General features: G+C 54.8%; 12 protein-coding genes. 7 read left to right on the forward strand and 5 right to left on the reverse strand.

Annotated elements, in window-relative coordinates; translation table 11 throughout:
* Positions 1-97: 97 nt before the first annotated feature.
* From ACPOL_RS27215 to ACPOL_RS27225, 3 genes are all read left to right on the forward strand, one after another.
* Positions 98-694: a PPC domain-containing DNA-binding protein gene (locus ACPOL_RS27215; RefSeq protein ID WP_114209833.1), complete on the forward strand. Its 597-nt coding sequence runs from the start codon at positions 98-100 to the stop codon at positions 692-694.
* 196 nt (positions 695-890) lie between these two features.
* Entirely contained in the window at positions 891-1,589 is a 699-nt protein-coding gene (locus ACPOL_RS27220) for a winged helix-turn-helix domain-containing protein (protein WP_114209834.1), read from the forward strand.
* A 245-nt stretch (positions 1,590-1,834) separates the two neighbouring features.
* Positions 1,835-3,310, forward strand: coding sequence for a sensor histidine kinase (locus ACPOL_RS27225; RefSeq protein WP_114209835.1), 1,476 nt, complete (start codon positions 1,835-1,837; stop codon positions 3,308-3,310).
* A 50-nt stretch (positions 3,311-3,360) separates the two neighbouring features.
* Here ACPOL_RS27225 and ACPOL_RS27230 read toward each other — a convergent pair whose 3' ends face one another.
* Positions 3,361-4,008 (reverse strand): FMN-binding negative transcriptional regulator, encoded by a 648-nt coding sequence (locus tag ACPOL_RS27230; protein WP_114209836.1) that lies wholly within the window; start codon positions 4,006-4,008, stop codon positions 3,361-3,363.
* Positions 4,009-4,186: 178 nt separating this feature from the next.
* Between ACPOL_RS27230 and ACPOL_RS27235 the strand changes: the two genes are divergently transcribed.
* The 4 genes from ACPOL_RS27235 to ACPOL_RS27250 all read left to right on the forward strand — a co-directional run bounded on the left by ACPOL_RS27235 (position 4,187) and on the right by ACPOL_RS27250 (position 8,645).
* The gene (locus ACPOL_RS27235; RefSeq protein WP_114209837.1) at positions 4,187-4,594 is read left to right on the forward strand and encodes a (R)-mandelonitrile lyase; all 408 of its coding nucleotides are present in this window, start codon (positions 4,187-4,189) and stop codon (positions 4,592-4,594) included.
* A 162-nt stretch (positions 4,595-4,756) separates the two neighbouring features.
* Positions 4,757-6,079 (forward strand): asparagine synthase-related protein, encoded by a 1,323-nt coding sequence (locus ACPOL_RS27240; protein WP_114209838.1) that lies wholly within the window; start codon positions 4,757-4,759, stop codon positions 6,077-6,079.
* Complete coding sequence (locus ACPOL_RS27245; protein WP_201758982.1) at positions 6,076-7,050, forward strand: archaeosine biosynthesis radical SAM protein RaSEA; 975 nt, start codon at positions 6,076-6,078, stop codon at positions 7,048-7,050. Before ACPOL_RS27240 ends, ACPOL_RS27245 begins: the two co-directional genes overlap by 4 nt.
* Positions 7,047-8,645 carry an NAD(P)/FAD-dependent oxidoreductase gene (locus ACPOL_RS27250; RefSeq protein WP_161557587.1) on the forward strand — a complete coding sequence of 533 codons (1,599 nt, stop codon included), beginning with the start codon at positions 7,047-7,049 and terminating at the stop codon, positions 8,643-8,645. Before ACPOL_RS27245 ends, ACPOL_RS27250 begins: the two co-directional genes overlap by 4 nt.
* On the opposite strand, the gene ACPOL_RS27255 is transcribed toward ACPOL_RS27250, so the two are convergent.
* The 4 genes from ACPOL_RS27255 to ACPOL_RS27270 form a co-directional block, all read right to left on the reverse strand.
* Positions 8,623-10,335, reverse strand: coding sequence for a CRTAC1 family protein (locus ACPOL_RS27255; RefSeq protein ID WP_236657071.1), 1,713 nt, complete (start codon positions 10,333-10,335; stop codon positions 8,623-8,625). The two genes, ACPOL_RS27250 and ACPOL_RS27255, sit on opposite strands and share 23 nt — an antisense overlap.
* Before the next feature lie 187 nt (positions 10,336-10,522).
* On the reverse strand, positions 10,523-11,380 hold the full coding sequence (locus ACPOL_RS27260; protein ID WP_114209841.1) for an RnfABCDGE type electron transport complex subunit D: 858 nt from the start codon (positions 11,378-11,380) through the stop codon (positions 10,523-10,525).
* Positions 11,377-13,164: a CRTAC1 family protein gene (locus ACPOL_RS27265; RefSeq protein ID WP_114209842.1), complete on the reverse strand. Its 1,788-nt coding sequence runs from the start codon at positions 13,162-13,164 to the stop codon at positions 11,377-11,379. The genes ACPOL_RS27260 and ACPOL_RS27265 overlap by 4 nt, the downstream gene beginning before the upstream one ends.
* A complete protein-coding gene (locus ACPOL_RS27270) occupies positions 13,161-16,703 on the reverse strand; it encodes a CRTAC1 family protein (protein ID WP_114209843.1) in 3,543 nt (1,180 codons plus the stop codon). Before ACPOL_RS27270 ends, ACPOL_RS27265 begins: the two co-directional genes overlap by 4 nt.
* Positions 16,704-16,756: the final 53 nt, after the last annotated feature.

Genomic DNA, 16,756 nt, shown 5'->3' on the forward strand with positions numbered 1-16,756 from the left:
TCAATCGCCGTAGGCGCAGGCTCGATAGAGTTCGCGGATCCCGAAAACGGCGCCGCCTCTTCAGGAGAGTAAAATCGACTTATCCTCAGGAGCAGAGATGTCCCGCTCGCCGGCGCCAGCCACGAATTCAATCTGTCTCGCCCTCTCCGCAATCTTATTTGCCGCTCTTGTTGGCATCACCGTCTCCGCTCAATCGGCGGAGATCCAGTACATCTCGCCCTCACGGCCCATCGCAGCCGGCAAAGCCCCAGGCATGCAGGTAAAGCAGATCAAGGACACACCTGAGGAGAAGGTGTATGCGGTCGTCTTCCGGAAAGGAGACGAGGCATTAAGCGGGTTGAACGACTTCGCCAACCGGTACAAAGTGGAAGACGCGCATTTCACGGCGATCGGTGCGGTGAGTAGCGCTACCCTCGGCTGGCTCGATCTTTCCAAGAAGATGTATCGCCAGATCCCCGTCACCGAACAAGTGGAGGTGGTTTCCATGATCGGAGACATCGCGACTTTCAACGGCAAGCCCATCGTCCATACGCACGTCGTGCTCTGCAAATCGGATGGAAGTACCGTGGGAGGCCATGTGTGGGAATTGAACGTAAATCCCACCTTAGAAGTCTTTGTTACCGTAAACACAACTCCCTTGAAGAAGCGGCCCGACGATCCCTCGGGAATGAAGCTGATCGATCCCACTCAATAGGCGGATCACCCGCAGCAGAAATATGGCTTGGCGGCCAATCTTTCCGGATTATGTAGTCTTTTAGTCAGGTTGCACAAGGTTGCAGTCCGGAGACAAATTCACAATCCTTTTGCATTTCCTTTGCCCCAATCAGTTACGCTAAGGCTGTCTAGCCGGCTGTAGGATTCCGACTGCTCGGCAGACAGAGGAAGACGGCTTGAGCCAAATCGTGTTTGTTTTAGAAGATGACGGCGACATTTCGCGCCTCGTGCAGCACCATCTGGAAGCTGCTGGATTCACGGTACGCGTTTACGGAACTCCCACAAACATCGTCGCGGACGCCGAGCGTCAGAATCCTGCTCTTTTTCTCCTCGACATCATGGTTCCTGGCGGCGACGGCCTGGATGTCTGCCGCCGTTTGCGGAACCATCCCGCTTTGAGCACTATTCCGATCATCTTTTTGACTGCCCGCGCGGGTGAAAATGACAGGGTTCTAGGCCTTGAGCTTGGCGCCGACGATTACATCACCAAGCCTTTTGCGACTCGTGAGCTGGTTGCCCGGGTGAAGGCGGTGCTGCGGCGCTTTGAGCGTCCAACCACTCCCTCGATCATCAGCTTTGAGGAGATCGTCATCGATGCGAGCGCGATGCAGCTCAGGGTCCGCGGCGAACTAACAACCACCACCGCGACCGAGTTCCGGCTGCTCGACTATCTCGCCCGCCATCCCGGGCGGGTCTTCAGTCGAGACCACTTGCTGGATGCGGTCTGGGGAGACGCCCGCTTCGTCACTCCTCGTTCCGTGGATGTCTATGTACGCCGCATTCGTGAGAAAATCGAAGGCGACGCTGAAAATCCCCGCTATCTCAAGACAGTACGCGGCGCGGGCTATCGTTTTGAGGTTCCGAAGCCCGCTTAATGCATTTTCACAATAGATACAGTGCAGGATGTCGGTCGGCAGACCTTTTCCTTCAAGGAAAGCTCAACACAGCATTGCTTAAGAATTGTCATTCGTTGAGCCGATACTTAACTGCATGTATTTATTTCTTTTCTCCTGGCCGAGGGAGATAGCCCCATCGGCTTGAAAGGGGGATTCTCGATCCCAATCATGGACACTCCCCGCCCAAGCCGGCCTGCCGCCTCCGATGCGTTGCGAGGCGCAGAATGACCGGGCGTGTCTTCACCAAGGTCTTCTTCTCTTTCGTTCTGGTCCTATGCGCCGGGACCGCAATCCTGGATTTATCTCTACGTCGAATTCTTGAGCCTTCTCTGCGCAAGCAGGCCGAACACTCGCTCATTGACATCAACGCAACGATGCACCTCCTGCATCGGGATGTACTGATCGCGACGATGATCTCCCTGGTCCTTGCGACCATCATTGCGGCTGTGCTGGCGCAGCGTTTCTCGCTCCGGCTGCGCCGCATCGTTATCTTCGCCAGTCGCATTGCTGCCGGAGAACTCTCGGCGCGCGTCGAAGAAGGCAATCTTGATGAGATTTCCGAAGTCGCGCATGCGCTTGACGCTACCGCCAGCCGCCTGGAGCAGAGCTTCCATGCGCTCGATACCAACCGGCGCGAACTGGAGGCGTTGCTCGACTCGATGCAAGAAGCGGTTGTCGCCGTCAACGCCCATGGACAAGTGAGCTGGTCAAATGCGGTGATGCAACGCGTCTCCCCAAGTCCGGTGCGCGAGGGCCGCTCGCTGGTGCACACGATCCGCGACCCGCAAGTCCTCGCCTGCGTGGAAGGCGCTCTTGAGAGCCGTGAAGTTCACCGCGCACGAGCCACCTCTGTTGCCCCGGGCAGAATCTATGAAGTGAGTGCCGCCCCGACTCCCGGCGGCGGAGCTGTCGCCGTGCTTCACGATGTCACCGAAGTCGAACGCGCCGAAAAGACCCGGCGGGATTTCGTGGCCAACGTCTCTCATGAGCTGCGGACCCCCCTGACTTCCATCTCCGGATATGTCGAAACGTTGCTGGACGGTCATCACTCAGAGAAGGACACTCGCGATTTCCTCTCGATCATTTTGAAAAATGCGACCAGGGTAAACCGGCTTACTGAAGATCTTCTAGCGCTGGCCAGCGTCGAATCAGGCGACTATAAGCTCAGGACGCTTCCGGTTCGTGCCTCAGTGCTCGTCCAGGATGCCATCGAATCTCTCGCAGGCATGGTGCTCGACTCCCCTGTAACCCTCGAAGCCGCCGAAACTACCACAGACTTTGTGTTAGCCGATCCCGACTCTCTCAACCAGGTCTTTGGGAATTTGATTGAGAACGCTATGAAATATGGGAAGAGCGGTGAACGCGTCTGCGTTGGAGCGAGACGACTCGAAAATGAAGTGGAGTTCTTCGTGCGGGACTTCGGCCCTGGTATACCCTTCGAGCACCTCGACCGTATCTTCGAGCGATTCTATCGGATCGACAAGGCCCGCTCTCGCGATTCCGGAGGTACTGGATTAGGCCTTGCGATCGCGAAGCACATCGTGCTCGCTCATGGAGGTATTATCCGGGCGGAGAGTGAGCTCGGTCTGGGCGCAACTTTTCTTTTCACCCTGCCCATCGCTCCGGCGAGGCCTCAACAAGTCAGCCCCGTCATTTCCGCCCGCACCGAAGAGTCTGCGCCGTTCCCGGTCGAGAAATAGAGGAATCGGAGCTAGATTTTTCTCGAACATCTGACGCACCTGGACAGGATTCACCCCTTCCTCTTCTCCTCAATCCGGCGCATCACTCCTGCGGCCTCCAGGTTCCCCGGCGTTGAGGATGCCTCCAGGGCAGTCACCACTCCAAGCCGATCTGCCTCCAAGGAACGCTGGTCGAACTTCCACTTGGCCTCAAGCCGGGAGATAGGTAGCTCGACGCCGATAATCCGCTTCAGTTGCGCCTCGACGTATTCACCGGGAGCATCGGTGACCTTCCATGGCTGCGGAAACGATGCTTCGTGTTTATCCGTCAGCCGGGAAACTAGATCGCGCAGCCACTCCGCGTCGTCGATGAACTTGACCGCCCCATAAGCATGAATAGCGGCATACATCCAGGTAGGCACAACCTTTCCCGTCTCCAGTTTGCTGGGATACCAGGAAGGCGTGACATATGCATCCGAAGCAGTAAATATCGCCAGCGCCTCGACGGAAGGCATAGTCTCGCGCCACTGGAGATTGCCTCGTGCGAGATGTCCATATAGGGTGCCAAATTCGCCGGCGTCCGAATCGAGCAGGAGTGGAAGGTGTGTCGCGACAAGCCCGTTCTCCGTCAGAGTCACCAGCGTGGCCAGCTGGATCTTCTGCATCTCGGCGTGAATAGTCGGTAGATCATCCTCGCGAAAAGCAGGCGGCACGTACATAGGGCGTAGCTCCAGTCGCACAACTGAGATCCAGTTTAAAGAAGTTGCCGCGTTTGTGTCCGTCAACCCCTTCAAGCCATCTCATGTCCGCCAGATAGAAGCGATCCAGACGAGAGATAGCGACAGTCCACCTAACCAGTCCAGACGAGAAGCGAAAATGCTCTAGAATCACAACACCATGAGAATCCTTCTCAATCAAGCACGTAGTAGCCGCCAAGGTCCGGGCGCGTACTTCACTGGCCGCGTTTGGATCGACGAAATCGTCATCGGGACCGCGCCATCGAAGCTCAAAGCCAATCGAGTCTCCTTTGAGCCAGGCGCGCGGACCGCCTGGCACACCCATCCTGTCGGACAAGCGTTACATGTGCTTACCGGACTTGGTCGCGTCCAGCTACAAGGAAGCTCTCCACAGCGCATAGGCCCCGGAGACACCGTCTGGATCGAAGCCGGAGAGGTCCATTGGCACGGCGCAGAGCCTGGACGGACGATGGTGCATCTTGCCATTCAGGAGGCTGACGAGCATGGCACCGACGTCATCTGGATGGAGCAGGTCACGGACGAGGAGTATCTTGCGCCGGCGGAATGAACCACAGACATCCAGTAGGCAATCGCTTTCGATAGCGTTGTTGACTCCTCCAACAAACCTACTCAACGGCCGCGCTGGTAGCGGAGAAGCGGCAAATTTTACCGCCATGCGGAAGGTAAACTAAGTGCAATTGGAACAACGTTCGCTTCCGGGGATTGAGCCGTGAACCACGCATATATAGAACGGGTAGTCGATCTCACCGATCCAGAGGCCAATCAACTATACGACCTCGGTATCGAGGAGGCGCGAAGCATTCTACTGAGCCAGCCTGCAGAGGCGGTCGGACAGATACGAGGTTCTTTTGCCTTGTTAGCCCGCGAAGGTAAGACCGTAAGGATGGCTCGCTCTCTTGACCGCCCGATGCGGTATTTCCTTGCCAAACGGCAGGAGGGCCCGGCACTAGTAGTCGCCCACCGCATCGATACAATCTACGACTGGTTAAAGGCCGAAGGTCTGGCCAGTCAATTTCATCCGAGCTACACCCGCATGGTTCCCGCCCACTATGTCGTTGAGATCCAACTGGTCGGCTGTCCGGATCCGGATCCTCTATATAGCCGGTTTTTTGCTCCGGCCTCCGCGACTCTTCCGAATGACCTTGATGAGATCGGACGTAACTATATCTCTGCGCTGGCCGATGAGATTGCTCTCTGGCTCAAGACAATCCCGGAACACGCACCGATCGGCGTCTGTTTCTCGGGCGGCATCGATAGTGGGAGCGTCTTTCTGACCACGTACTTCATGCTGCGAAAGCTGGGGATGAACCCGGCGCGCCTGAAGGCCTTCACACTCGATCTTGGCAATGGACCTGACCTTCAGCAGGCCCGCAATTTCCTGGACCAACTTGGGCTTTCATTGTTCATGGAAACCATCGAAGCAGATCCATCGGATTTGGATGTGACCGAAACAATCCGCCTGCTCGAAGACTACAAACCGCTGGATATTCAGTCGGCTACTATGGCAATTGCCCTGTGTCGAGGTATCCGTGAGCGTTACCCCGAGTGGATCCATCTGATCGATGGCGATGGAGGCGACGAAAACCTCAAAGATTATCCGATTGAGGAAAATCCCGAACTCACCATTCGCAGTGTCATCAACAACCAGATGCTCTATCAGGAAGGCTGGGGAGTTGGCAAAATTAAGCACTCCCTCACTTACAGTGGTGGACTTAGCCGCTCGTACATCCGAACCTACGCGCCGGCCCATCACTACGGCTTCAAAGGTTTCAGCCCATATACAAAACCGAGCGTCATCGCGGTCGCAGAAGCGGTTCCCTTTATTGATTTGACCCAGTACGACGTTGCTCGTCTCTATGAATTGAAAGGCGAAATTGTCTCGCGCGGCATCGCCGCAGTTACCGGCATCAAAATGCCGACCTTTCCGAAACGCCGCTTTCAGCACGGCGCCATCAGCATAGAAGCGCTCAACCGCCGCTTGCCATCTCAGGAAGCAGAGTACCGCAAGCAATTTTTAGCACTCTATCAATGACGACTGTGTCGCTTTCGATTTATCCGGAGAAACCTGCCGATCGCGATGCGTGGATCCTGGCAAATCGTTCTATTCGGAACCCGGTCAACGCATCTCGGCCCTACGCTTTCTTTGTCGAAGATGAGCGGTCAGCCAGCGGCGAGATCGTCCCGATCGCGACTATTTTTCTGACAAACCGGGAGTGTCCATGGCGCTGCTTGATGTGCGATCTGTGGAAGAACACTTTACCTGGGACGGTAGCGCCGGGAGCCATCCCCGCACAGATTGATTTTGCGCTGACCCGGATGCCCCCCGCCCGCCAGACCAAGCTTTATAACAGCGGCAGTTTCTTTGACCCACGCGCGATCCCTACATCGGACTACGCAGCGATCGCCAAACTAGGCACCGGTTTCGAGAGAGTGATCGTCGAGAGTCATCCCGCTCTTATTAATGATCACTGTCTAGCCTTTCACGATCTGGTTGATGGACGACTTGAGGTTGCCATGGGCCTTGAGACAGCCAATCCAGGAGTTTTGGAACGTCTCAACAAGCGCATGACTTTAGCGTCCTTTGCTGCAGCAGCCGAAAAGCTAACTCTGCATGATATCGACCTTCGCGTCTTCATCCTCGTCAAACCTCCTTTCATGCTGGAAGAAGAGGCTTTAGAATGGGCCGCTCGTTCGGTCGACTTTGCTTTCAAGTGCGGAGCCACTGCAATGACTTTGATTCCGACCCGCGGCGGAAACGGTGCTCTCGAACAACTAAGTACCTCGGGAGACTTCGCTCCCCCACGATTAGCGACCCTCGAAGCCGCCCTGGATTATGGAATCTCGCTGAAAAGAGGTCGCGTCTTTGCTGACCTTTGGGACCTACGCGTACAAGGTGGCTGTCCGGTTTGTCGAGAGGAACGAGTTGACCGCCTCAGGTTGATGAATTTGCAACAAGTCTTACTCGCATCTGTCTCGTGCAGAGAATGCGGAGTCGACAATTGACAGCACGATACGATATCGCCATAGTCGGATCGGGCTTCTCTGGCTCACTCATGGCAATGATCGCCTGCCGTCTCGGATATTCGGTGGCGCTGATCGATAAAGGGAAGCACCCCCGCGTCGTGATTGGCGAGTCCTCAACGCCGCTGACTAACTTGCTGCTTGAAGAGATCTCTGTTCGCTATGATCTCCCAGTCCTCAAGTCACTTACAAAGTGGGGTACTTGGCAGAGAGACTATCCCGGCATAGCATGTGGACTAAAACGCGGATTTACCTTCTACCATCATGATCTTGCTAGTCCAATCAGCAACTTGCCAGATCGCAGCCAGCAGCTTCTGGTCGCGGCCAGTCCCAACGATCGGCTAGCCGACACTCATTGGTACCGGGCCGACTTCGACCACTTCTTGGTCAATCAGGGTCGGCAAATGGGAGTCAATTGCCTGGACGAGACACAGCTAAGTTCGATGGTTGAGTTAGACAGCGGTATCGTCTTGGAAGGTAAGCGCGGCGGGCGGGAAATGAGTCTCTTCGCAAGATTCCTCATCGATGCGTCCGGACCCAGAGGTTTCGTGCACAGAGTTCTAGATTTGGCAGAGCGCAACTTCCCTACATCTCCAAACACTCAGTCGATCTACAATCATTTTTCCGGAGTCAACAGGATTGCTTCGCATTCCCCTGACAGCGGCGAACAGCCTCCCTACCCGGTTGATGATGCGGCTGTACATCATATTTTTGATGGCGGATGGATCTGGGTCCTGCACTTCAACAATGGCTTGACTAGCGCAGGAATGGCGGCAACCGATCGGCTCGCTTCCTCATTGAACTTCTCGCATTCGGAGAATGCGTGGGGGGAAGTACTCCGAAAGATTCCGATGTTGAATACACAATTTGAGACGGCCAAGCCGGAAGCCTCCTTCTCTCATATCCCACGTCTCTCTTTCTATAGCTCCAAGATAGCTGGATCTAACTGGGCAATGCTGCCGTCAGCTGCGGGTTTCATCGACCCGCTTCTATCAACGGGCTTTCCTCTCACCCTCCTGGGAGTTGGCCGGCTAGCGGAGATCATCGAGGGGGCCTTGGAAAAGAGACATCTCGCACCGAGACTCCTGGCCTATGGTCATAAGACCGAGGAAGAGCTGCTTGCTACCGCACTGCTGATTGGAAGCCTCTACCATAACATGCATGACTTCCCCGTCTTCTCTGCTCTGACCTTGCTCTATTTCGCCGCCGCCAGTTTCTCCGAGACTGTAAGAAGACTGGATAAACCCCATTTGGCGGAGTCGTTTCTGTTGCATGACCACCCTCTGTTTGGCGCCACAAGCCGCTCTCTGATGGAGAGATCTTTGGCGCCACGAACGACGGACCAATCGGCAAGGTTGGTCGAGCAGATCCACTTAGCCATCGAACCATTCAACCTGGCTGGCTTAGGAGATAGCGGTCGCAATAATTGGTATCCCGTTTTGGCAGAGGACCTGATCAGGTCACACGCAAAGGTAAATGCCAGTCCAGCAGAGCTATCAACCCTCTTACAGCGCTGTGGCTTTCCCGATGACAATCACTCACTGTCGCCGGCTTCTATCTCTCGATCCCAGCCTTAGCCGCTCCAGGGTTAAAGACGATTGACTTGGCGGAGACAACTCCATGGCCTTCCTGGATCGTCAGAAACTGGTTAGGCTGAATATTCTGAATCTTCTCTCTCCTGCCGCTCGGCCACACGAGATCAAGGCTCACAGTCTTGTTCTGCTCTGGCCTCCCAAGGCCAAATGTAAGAGGAAGCTCGCTCTGCGACATATAGCTTGATCCGCCTTTGACGATGGCGAATTGCCGGACGCCCTTATTCGTAGTGAGTGTGACTTTGGTCCCAATTCCATCCCGATTGGAACGCACTCCAACAACCTTCACTCGTATCATGTCGTTCTGATTTCCGTTCTCATTGCGCAGTAGACGAGCGGGACCATTATTTGTGGTGAGCAGCAGATCGAGATCCCCATCGTTGTCGTAATCCGCGTACGCGGCTCCGCGCCCCACCACGGCGCGCCGCAGTGCGGGTCCCATCCGATTCGTGACATCTTCAAACTTGTCTTTGCCCTTATTCCGGAATAGCAGCGGCGCTTCTTCGTACTTGAGAGTTGGCCTGACAACACTGATGTCATCGGCAACATGACCGTTTAATGCAAAGATATCCAACAATCCATCTAGGTCGTAATCAAAGAAAAAGCTGCCAAAAGTGAGACTGTTTAATGACGCTTGCCCAACTCCGGAAGAGAGCGATTCGTCAGTGAATAAGCCTGTTCCGTCATCACGATAGAGAGCAAGACCCTCGTTCGTAAAGTTGCCTACTATAAGTCCTTGACGGCCCGAGTGATCGAAGTCGCCAGCATCCGCCCCCATCCCGGCGCGAGTGCTCCCCGATTCTCCATAGGCCACCCCGACCACCTCGCCAGTGTCGGTAAAGGTCCCATCGTGGTTGTTGTGATAAAGCTTATTACGTTGCGTGTCATTGGCGACGAACAGGTCCATCCAGCCATCGTTGTCGTAATCGAGCATAGCGATCCCAAGAGATTTACTTGTGGGATCATAGAGACCTGCACGTTTGGTGACATCTTCGAAGACGCCATTGCCTTTGTTATGGAAGAGAGTTGCACTTTCTCCCTTGTAGGCGTCCGGCGTGCAGTAGGACTTATTTTTGTTATCGAGCGAGCAATACAAATCCTTATCTTCAGTCCAGTTCACGTAATGCGACACAAATAGGTCCAGCTTGCCATCGTTGTCATAGTCGAACCAGATTGCGGAGGTCGAGAATCCCAGATCACCTACTCCGCTCTTTGCGGTCACATCGGCAAACTTCCCGTTCCTCAAGTTCCTGAACAGACGATTATTTCCCACGGCGGTGATGTAGAGATCATCATAGCCGTCGTTGTCAAAGTCGCCGACTGCACACCCCATGCCATACATTTCGACCTGTAATCCAGCCGCGGCGGTCACATCGGTAAAGGTGCCATCACCGTTGTTATGATAAAGGGATGGGTAAGATTTATGATTTTTGTGATCCGGCCAGTCCATTGAATTGACCAGCAAAATGTCTTGCCAACCATCATTGTCATAGTCAAGAAAGCACGCCCCACTACCCATCGTCTCCGGTAGATACTTCTTCCCGAACGCTCCGTTGTTGTGTTTAAAAGCGAGACCCGCCTGCGTAGTAACATCGACGAACTGAATAGGTCCGGACGGCCGGAGTGTCGATCCCTCTGACGGCTTCAAATCCGGCTGTACAGCAGACTTAGGCATGGATTGAGGGTGTGAGCTCGATCGCGTCGAACCTTCCTTTGAGGACTTCGACTTACATCCGGCCGCAGCGACAAGCAACAAGAGACAGCAAGCCCACTTGAATCGTTGTACGATAATCTTCAAACTCATTTCCGCTGTGAGGCGTTTTAGTAAGAGATGACCTTAAGAAAATGGATAAGGTCAGGCTTTAGACACTCGCGGCCAAAACTCTATGACTCCGTGATTGCAACCACATCTCCAACAACAAGGCGGTGGGACCAACCAGAAACAACGCATAAAATGGCGCATAGACGACTTGATTCAATCGAAAGATCATCTCGAGCAAGGCGATTGAGAACGCCACCAGACACTGCCCTCGTACGCTTTTGACGGTCGTCTTTGGGTCCGTAATCATGAAGAAGATATATAGCTGATACTCAGGACCCGTGAGAGGAGCAACTTCCGCTTGCCAAGGATTCCCCGTCAACCATGCCCGTATGAAGGCAAAGATCAAGAAAGACGCCACATAAGTGGCGGTGATGTGAAAGCGGCGAACTCGCCATACAATCGTGGATCCGAGCGCCCAGATGGCAATCATCGGCAACAGGTAATTGCCCCACTGAATGCTGAGGCTTGCGGCAGCATCACTGGCGAGGAAAAGGAGGGCAGAAATTCCAAAGTTCGAAGGATTCCAAAGATGCCTTCCTTTGTACCGCAAGACGTATTTAGAACTTATGGAGAGAAGCGCGCATAGAGCGTACGGCCAGAAGGCGGGCGAACGTACCAGAATGCCAACGCTGATCCCGCTGATATAAGCGCTGGCGAGATGAGGCCACTTACCCAGGAATGTCCGGCCCAAGATCAATTCGGCAGTGATGCTCGTTCCTATCGCAAGCAGGGTCTTCTTGTAGCTCTCAAGCATTCCAAAAGAGAGCTGGCCCACCAACAGGATGAGGGTAATAAAGAGCGGCGGTACGAATCGGTTATCAATGCTAAGAATCTGTTTCCAACGCGATGATCCATTTACTGGTAGCACGGATTCATCCGCAAGCGCCTGGTGACTCATCGCGGCTCCTTGATCTGGTATATCTCACCTGCGCGTAAATCGTCCATCTCCTGGACTCTGCCAGACGGCCACCGGATCACGGCCTTTTCAAGCCTCGGATCCTTACCCAGGCCGAAGTGAAGCCGCCTGTCGTTTTGCGCCGCAAAGCCACTTCCTCCGGAGACCTCCTGGGATTGCCGCTCGCCATTCCAGTACATCGTGACCGTCGCGCCGATTGCACTGCGGTTGCTCCTGACACCTTCCAGAGAAAACTCGATCCACTTGTTTTCCGGCCGCACAGTATTCCTATAGATCAAGAGCGGCCCGCGTTGATTGGCAACAACAATATCGAGAGCTCCCTTGTTCCATAGATCTGCTACAGCTACCGATCGACCGTCATACGTGTCGTTTGCTCCAACCGCCTGAGCCACGTTGACGAACTTGCCTGCTCCATCATTCAGCCACAGGCGCTTCTGCTGATAGCCCGAAAGGCTGCGGCCGTTCATGGATGGCCAATTTCTTGCATCTCCGATAATAGTGCTATTTCCGCCGGCAACATGAGAGAAGTCATACCAATAGCTGCGATTTCGATCCAGTGAAACATAGCCATTGGCCAGATAAAGGTCAAGCGTGCCATCGTTATTGAAGTCGCCGAACTGTGCGCCGAAGCTCCACCCTCCCAGCTCGACACCGAGGTCGCGAGCCAGGTTATCAAACTTGATATCCGTTCGGCTGGATCCCTCTTGTGGAACCCACAAATTGTTGCCTTGGATCAACACTCCCTCTTCGGAGATATTGGAGACGTATACCGAGTAGCGACCGTCGTTCAGGATGTCCCCAAAGGCGACATTCATCCCGCTCTTGGGCGCGAATCCCACTCCGGTGCGTTCCCCAGCTTCGTGAAAGCGATGGCCGTCATTGAGGTAAAGTTCCGAGATACCATAGTCGTTCGCGACAAAAAGATCCGGGTGACCGGTGCCGCGCAGATCCACCGCGGATGCGGCCAGCGCCCAACGTCGACTATGGATCCCTAACTTCTCGCTGACCTCCTCGAATTTTCCATTGCCCAGGTTATGGAAGAGATACTTACGCCCTCCATTCTGAGCATATTCGAAGCTGTCGGGCATTATTCTGGTGGTGGATAGATGCCATAAATCCAGGTCCTCCGCATAGTATCCCCCGATGAAGAGATCCAATAATCCATCCCCATCGTAGTCGAACCATACCGCCGTATTCGCGTTGATCCAACCAGGAAGCCCAGCTTCCTCACTTACTCGCGTGAATCCGTGACCACGATCATTGTGGAACAGTTCAGGACGGCCCCATTTATATAACAGCAGATCTTCATATCCATCGTTGTCGTAGTCTCCCCATACTGCGCCCATGGACACACCGGTACCTGCCTGGTTCACATCCGCGACGCCGAGCTCGCCAGCGACATCCTTGAAGGTACCATCGTGTTGGTTTCGGTACAGGCAATTCTTACTACCTTCCCCGCTATTGGTTACATAGATATCGGGCCAGCCGTCGCGATCGAAATCGACTATCGAGACAGCAGCGCCCATCGATGCGACTTGAGGCATAATCCCATTAAGTTTTGCGTCAAGCGTTGGAGCCTGATGGACGAAGTTCACTCCAGCTTCCTTCGAAACCTCCTGCAGATAAAACCCATGTCTCACTAGCGTTGTATCCCGGTCTAGGCGGCTTACCTGTTGTGAAGTCAGCCTACGCATGATCGCCGGGACAGTCAGCAGGCCTATAAACAGGACGCTGAGAATGGCTCGTGCAACAGTGGTGCGCTTCATTGGGTCGCCCCGCTTCGTAGAGCAGTTTGAAAAGGCTGCGAGGTAACGTAGCGGGTGTGGAACGTCTGCCAGTCATCCGGGTGATGCTGATAAACCCACTCGTCTTCCAGTTTTGTCGGACTGCTGTTGTAATCCTTCTTGTCGTGGTGCGGCAGCGGTAGAACGGTCTTAGAGTAAGTGGAGTTAAAATCGCCATCCTTGATCCACCCGTCACCTGCGATCACGTAGTCCCGCACCCATCCCGCTGGCGGTGGAGGGACGGCGGAGAACTGTAGAGATAACTCATCACCGGCATTCATGATGACGTAACGGTCGTCCGTCCCTTTCAATAACTCCCGCACGTCTCCGTACCTGGTGTAGTATCCCTCCAGGTCGCGCCACGGCTGGCGTGTCCCGGCCAAGCTGTTGTAGTCCGGTATTTCAGGAGAGGACGCGTTCGCCTGGTGAACCACCGAATACCCTCTATATCTCAGAAGGGCGGACGATGCACTCAGGCGCGTGACCTTCACGGGCGCCTGGGAGCTTCCTTGCGCCCATTCAATCGAGTCCCAGTACACTTCCAGATTTGTTCTTAGCCGAATATAGTGTGGCGTGCCCGGGTGAAATATGTTGGTGATGTCGATCACACATATCTTCTTCCGGCCTGCGGGAAAGCCCAGGTTTGAACGGGCAACCGACCAGCCTCCATGTCCATCAGGCACTTCAAGACTAAGTGGCCTCGGCGAAGGGGCGCTGCCTTGGCTGCTCGCTACATTGATGGACGAATCCGATGGATGCAACCAGCCCTTTGCGATGATGTAGAGGGGACCTTGAAGCGGAAGCTCATTGCCAAGGTCCACCTGGACGAAGTGGTCGCGTGTAATACCCTGATATTGACCTCGGCCGAATGTATCCAGGTATTGGCCGTCGAGATCGCGCACAACGGATGTTACATCGCGCCCATTGTCATCGATAGCTCCAGCAATCTTGTGCGGGGTCGCAACTGCAATAATCCTAGGCTTGGCGGCCGGAACCATGAAACGCTCATCGGTATAGATCTCGGTGCCGGCCGGATGATCGACTGCCATCAATCCGAGATAGTCATAATAGTAGGTCTCCCACAACTCCCCGGTGATTCTGAGGTCGTAGTATCCATCGTGAGGTACCAACTCGTCCAGTCCGATTTTGTACCACTCCTCGGTGGCTGCGATGCTGGCTGTGCCGAGATTGTCGATCCGTAATCCGATTGCGGAACCCCACGGGACCGCATCCTTCACAAACTCTATCTGCTTGCCGTTGTATGCGAAGAGGAACGGACAGGAACCTTTGAGCCGCTGTTCAGTAACGACCTGCTGATCGGCCTTCAACGCGAACTCGGCGCGCAAGGTGCCATTTGGCCACATGATCCGAGCCACATCAGTGTGGTCCTGATCTCCCAAACCAAAGTGGACCTGGGGACCGGTAATCTGCTGCATCTGCACCAGTAAGCCCGAGCGAATTTCAATTTCTCCTCCTACGCCGAAGGAGTTGATTCGCTGGTCGCCAACTGCTTGCTTAGCTCGCGGGCGAATCACCTGCCAATGATAGTTTTTTGATCCTATGTTGCGCGCCACGATCGCCTGACTATCTTGCGAAATCCCCAATAAATCGAGTCTGCCGTTACCATCGACATCCGCAACGGCGCACACCTTAGTGGGGCCGGCCGCTTCGCCATGCTGCGGAAAACCGCCTCTCTCATCCCCCAGCCATAACAACGCTCCCGGGCCGGTACTGCTGTTGCTGGTGGCCACTCGCTCGAGTATGAGATCGATCGCACCGTTGTTGTCAATGTCGGCGGCCTGCAACCGCACTTCGTCATCAAGAAAGCCGGGCGTCACATGCGCTATCTCCGCTGAATCCCAGCCGGTCCTATCGCTTTTTTCAGACAAGCGCTGAATCAAGCCGTTCCCCGTCGAAACCACCAAATCTAGGATTCCATCGTGACTCAAGTCGGCGGCGGCAATTGCTTTAACATCCACAATCTGGTCTGGAACCGGCACTTCGCTGAATCGTCCGGATCGATCGTTCTCAAAGACCCGCAGATGGCCTGACCCATCGATGAAAGTGGCATCGGGGTTTCCATCGCCATTCAAGTCTGCCCAAACAAATCCTCTTACCCCGCTAACTCCCTTAAAGGGCGAGATAGGGGTGAAGGATCCGTCTCCATTGTTTCTCAGGACTACCGGGCTTCCACGCTCTGAGCCAACAACCAGGTCGAGGTCCCCATCAGCTTCAATGTCAACCGCCCAAGCACCCGTATACTGCCCATTCAATATTGAGGATGGCAGTTTGGTCTGAGTGGTTACATCGGTGAAGGATTGGACGGAGTCCTGACGTAAGAAACGCAGGCCGCCGGCACCCGCTAATACCAGGTCAGTCTTAAAGTCAAAGTTGAAATCAACGGGAACAATCCCTTCGGGGGACGGTGGCGTCCGCTCGGTTCCTCCAGGAAAAGGAAACTCTGCGCCGGTCGCGGTCAAGACGCTGTCGCCATTGGCTACGATAGTCGTTGGTGCACCAGCATCGGTAAGCGTGATCGCCTCTATCCAGTTCCAGTCTTGATTCTTTGGACTTGGGAGAGGCTCAGCATTGAATCTCATCTCGGTGTCCGCCGTTGCGGGCGTAAAGACGGGAGTTTGCACCTTTAGAAAGGATGTGAATGGCTGCGCTTCATCTCCGGGCGAAGGCTTGATCGCGGCAAGCTCTTGCCGAAAGTCCGGAAGCCGCATCAGAACGTTTCTCAGAAAGGTCGTCCGCAACGCCGCATTCCGAGGATCTGAACTGGACGCGGCTGTTTCCAGTGCGGCGAGTTGCTGCTGTACCTCTGGTGGCCATCCTGAGGACTGTTGCTTAATTGCGGTGATGGCTTGCTCGAGAGCCACACCGTCGCCGCGCTTGGCTGCCATACGGCCTAACTCGAGCAAAGCGGCGACGTTGGCTGGTTGTGCTCGAACTATCTTGCGCATGAGCTCTTCGAACTCTGCATCGCTGTTTGTGTCCGCCTGCCTTTCAATCTCTTGCGCAAGTTGGTAGGTGGCAATCAGATTCGCGGGATTCAATTCGATGGCCTTTCGAAAATCCGCAATGGATTCCGCGGAGCGCCCTTTACCGGTGTCGACCAGGCCCAGCAGGTAGTAGATACGATCATTCGCCGGCGCGAGCTTTCTCGCTTTTTGCAGCCGCTCACCTGCTGCTTCGAAATCTCGTTGTCGCAGCCTCAGAATTCCCCAGTTTGCCCAGCCTGCGGGTTCAGCCGCAACCATTTCCGTGCATCGGGCCAGCTCTTTCTCGGCGCGAACATCATCCCCGACCTGGAGTGCCGCTAGGCCCGTATAGAAGGTAGAGACGAATTCGCGATAGCTCCTAGAGTCTGGTTTCGGCAAGCCGCCGCGACACCCTACCAGGAGAAGAACGATCAAAATCGACAAGAAGCTGGCGATTTGGGTGCGGCGTACTTCAGAGGCGGATTCTTTCACCTCTAGCCTGAATCCCCTGGCAATGCTCGAACTACCCTTCAACATCCTGCCCCTCGATCTAACCGCTCCCTTCAACAAGTGGGCAGTCGCACTCTGGC

The organism is Acidisarcina polymorpha, assembly GCF_003330725.1.
In the GTDB taxonomy this organism is placed as follows: Bacteria; Acidobacteriota; Terriglobia; order Terriglobales; family Acidobacteriaceae; genus Acidisarcina; species Acidisarcina polymorpha.

Excerpts from the sequence above, each read along its gene's own strand:
- ACPOL_RS27265 (WP_114209842.1), bottom strand. The coding sequence starts at position 13,164 with ATGAAGCGCACCACTGTTGCACGAGCCATTCTCAGCGTCCTGTTTATA.
- ACPOL_RS27215 (WP_114209833.1), top strand. The coding sequence starts at position 98 with ATGTCCCGCTCGCCGGCGCCAGCCACGAATTCAATCTGTCTCGCCCTC.
- ACPOL_RS27235 (WP_114209837.1), top strand. The coding sequence starts at position 4,187 with ATGAGAATCCTTCTCAATCAAGCACGTAGTAGCCGCCAAGGTCCGGGC.
- ACPOL_RS27225 (WP_114209835.1), top strand. The coding sequence starts at position 1,835 with ATGACCGGGCGTGTCTTCACCAAGGTCTTCTTCTCTTTCGTTCTGGTC.
- ACPOL_RS27230 (WP_114209836.1), bottom strand. The coding sequence starts at position 4,008 with ATGTACGTGCCGCCTGCTTTTCGCGAGGATGATCTACCGACTATTCAC.
- ACPOL_RS27270 (WP_114209843.1), bottom strand. The coding sequence starts at position 16,703 with ATGTTGAAGGGTAGTTCGAGCATTGCCAGGGGATTCAGGCTAGAGGTG.
- ACPOL_RS27245 (WP_201758982.1), top strand. The coding sequence starts at position 6,076 with ATGACGACTGTGTCGCTTTCGATTTATCCGGAGAAACCTGCCGATCGC.
- ACPOL_RS27255 (WP_236657071.1), bottom strand. The coding sequence starts at position 10,335 with ATGCCTAAGTCTGCTGTACAGCCGGATTTGAAGCCGTCAGAGGGATCG.
- ACPOL_RS27260 (WP_114209841.1), bottom strand. The coding sequence starts at position 11,380 with ATGAGTCACCAGGCGCTTGCGGATGAATCCGTGCTACCAGTAAATGGA.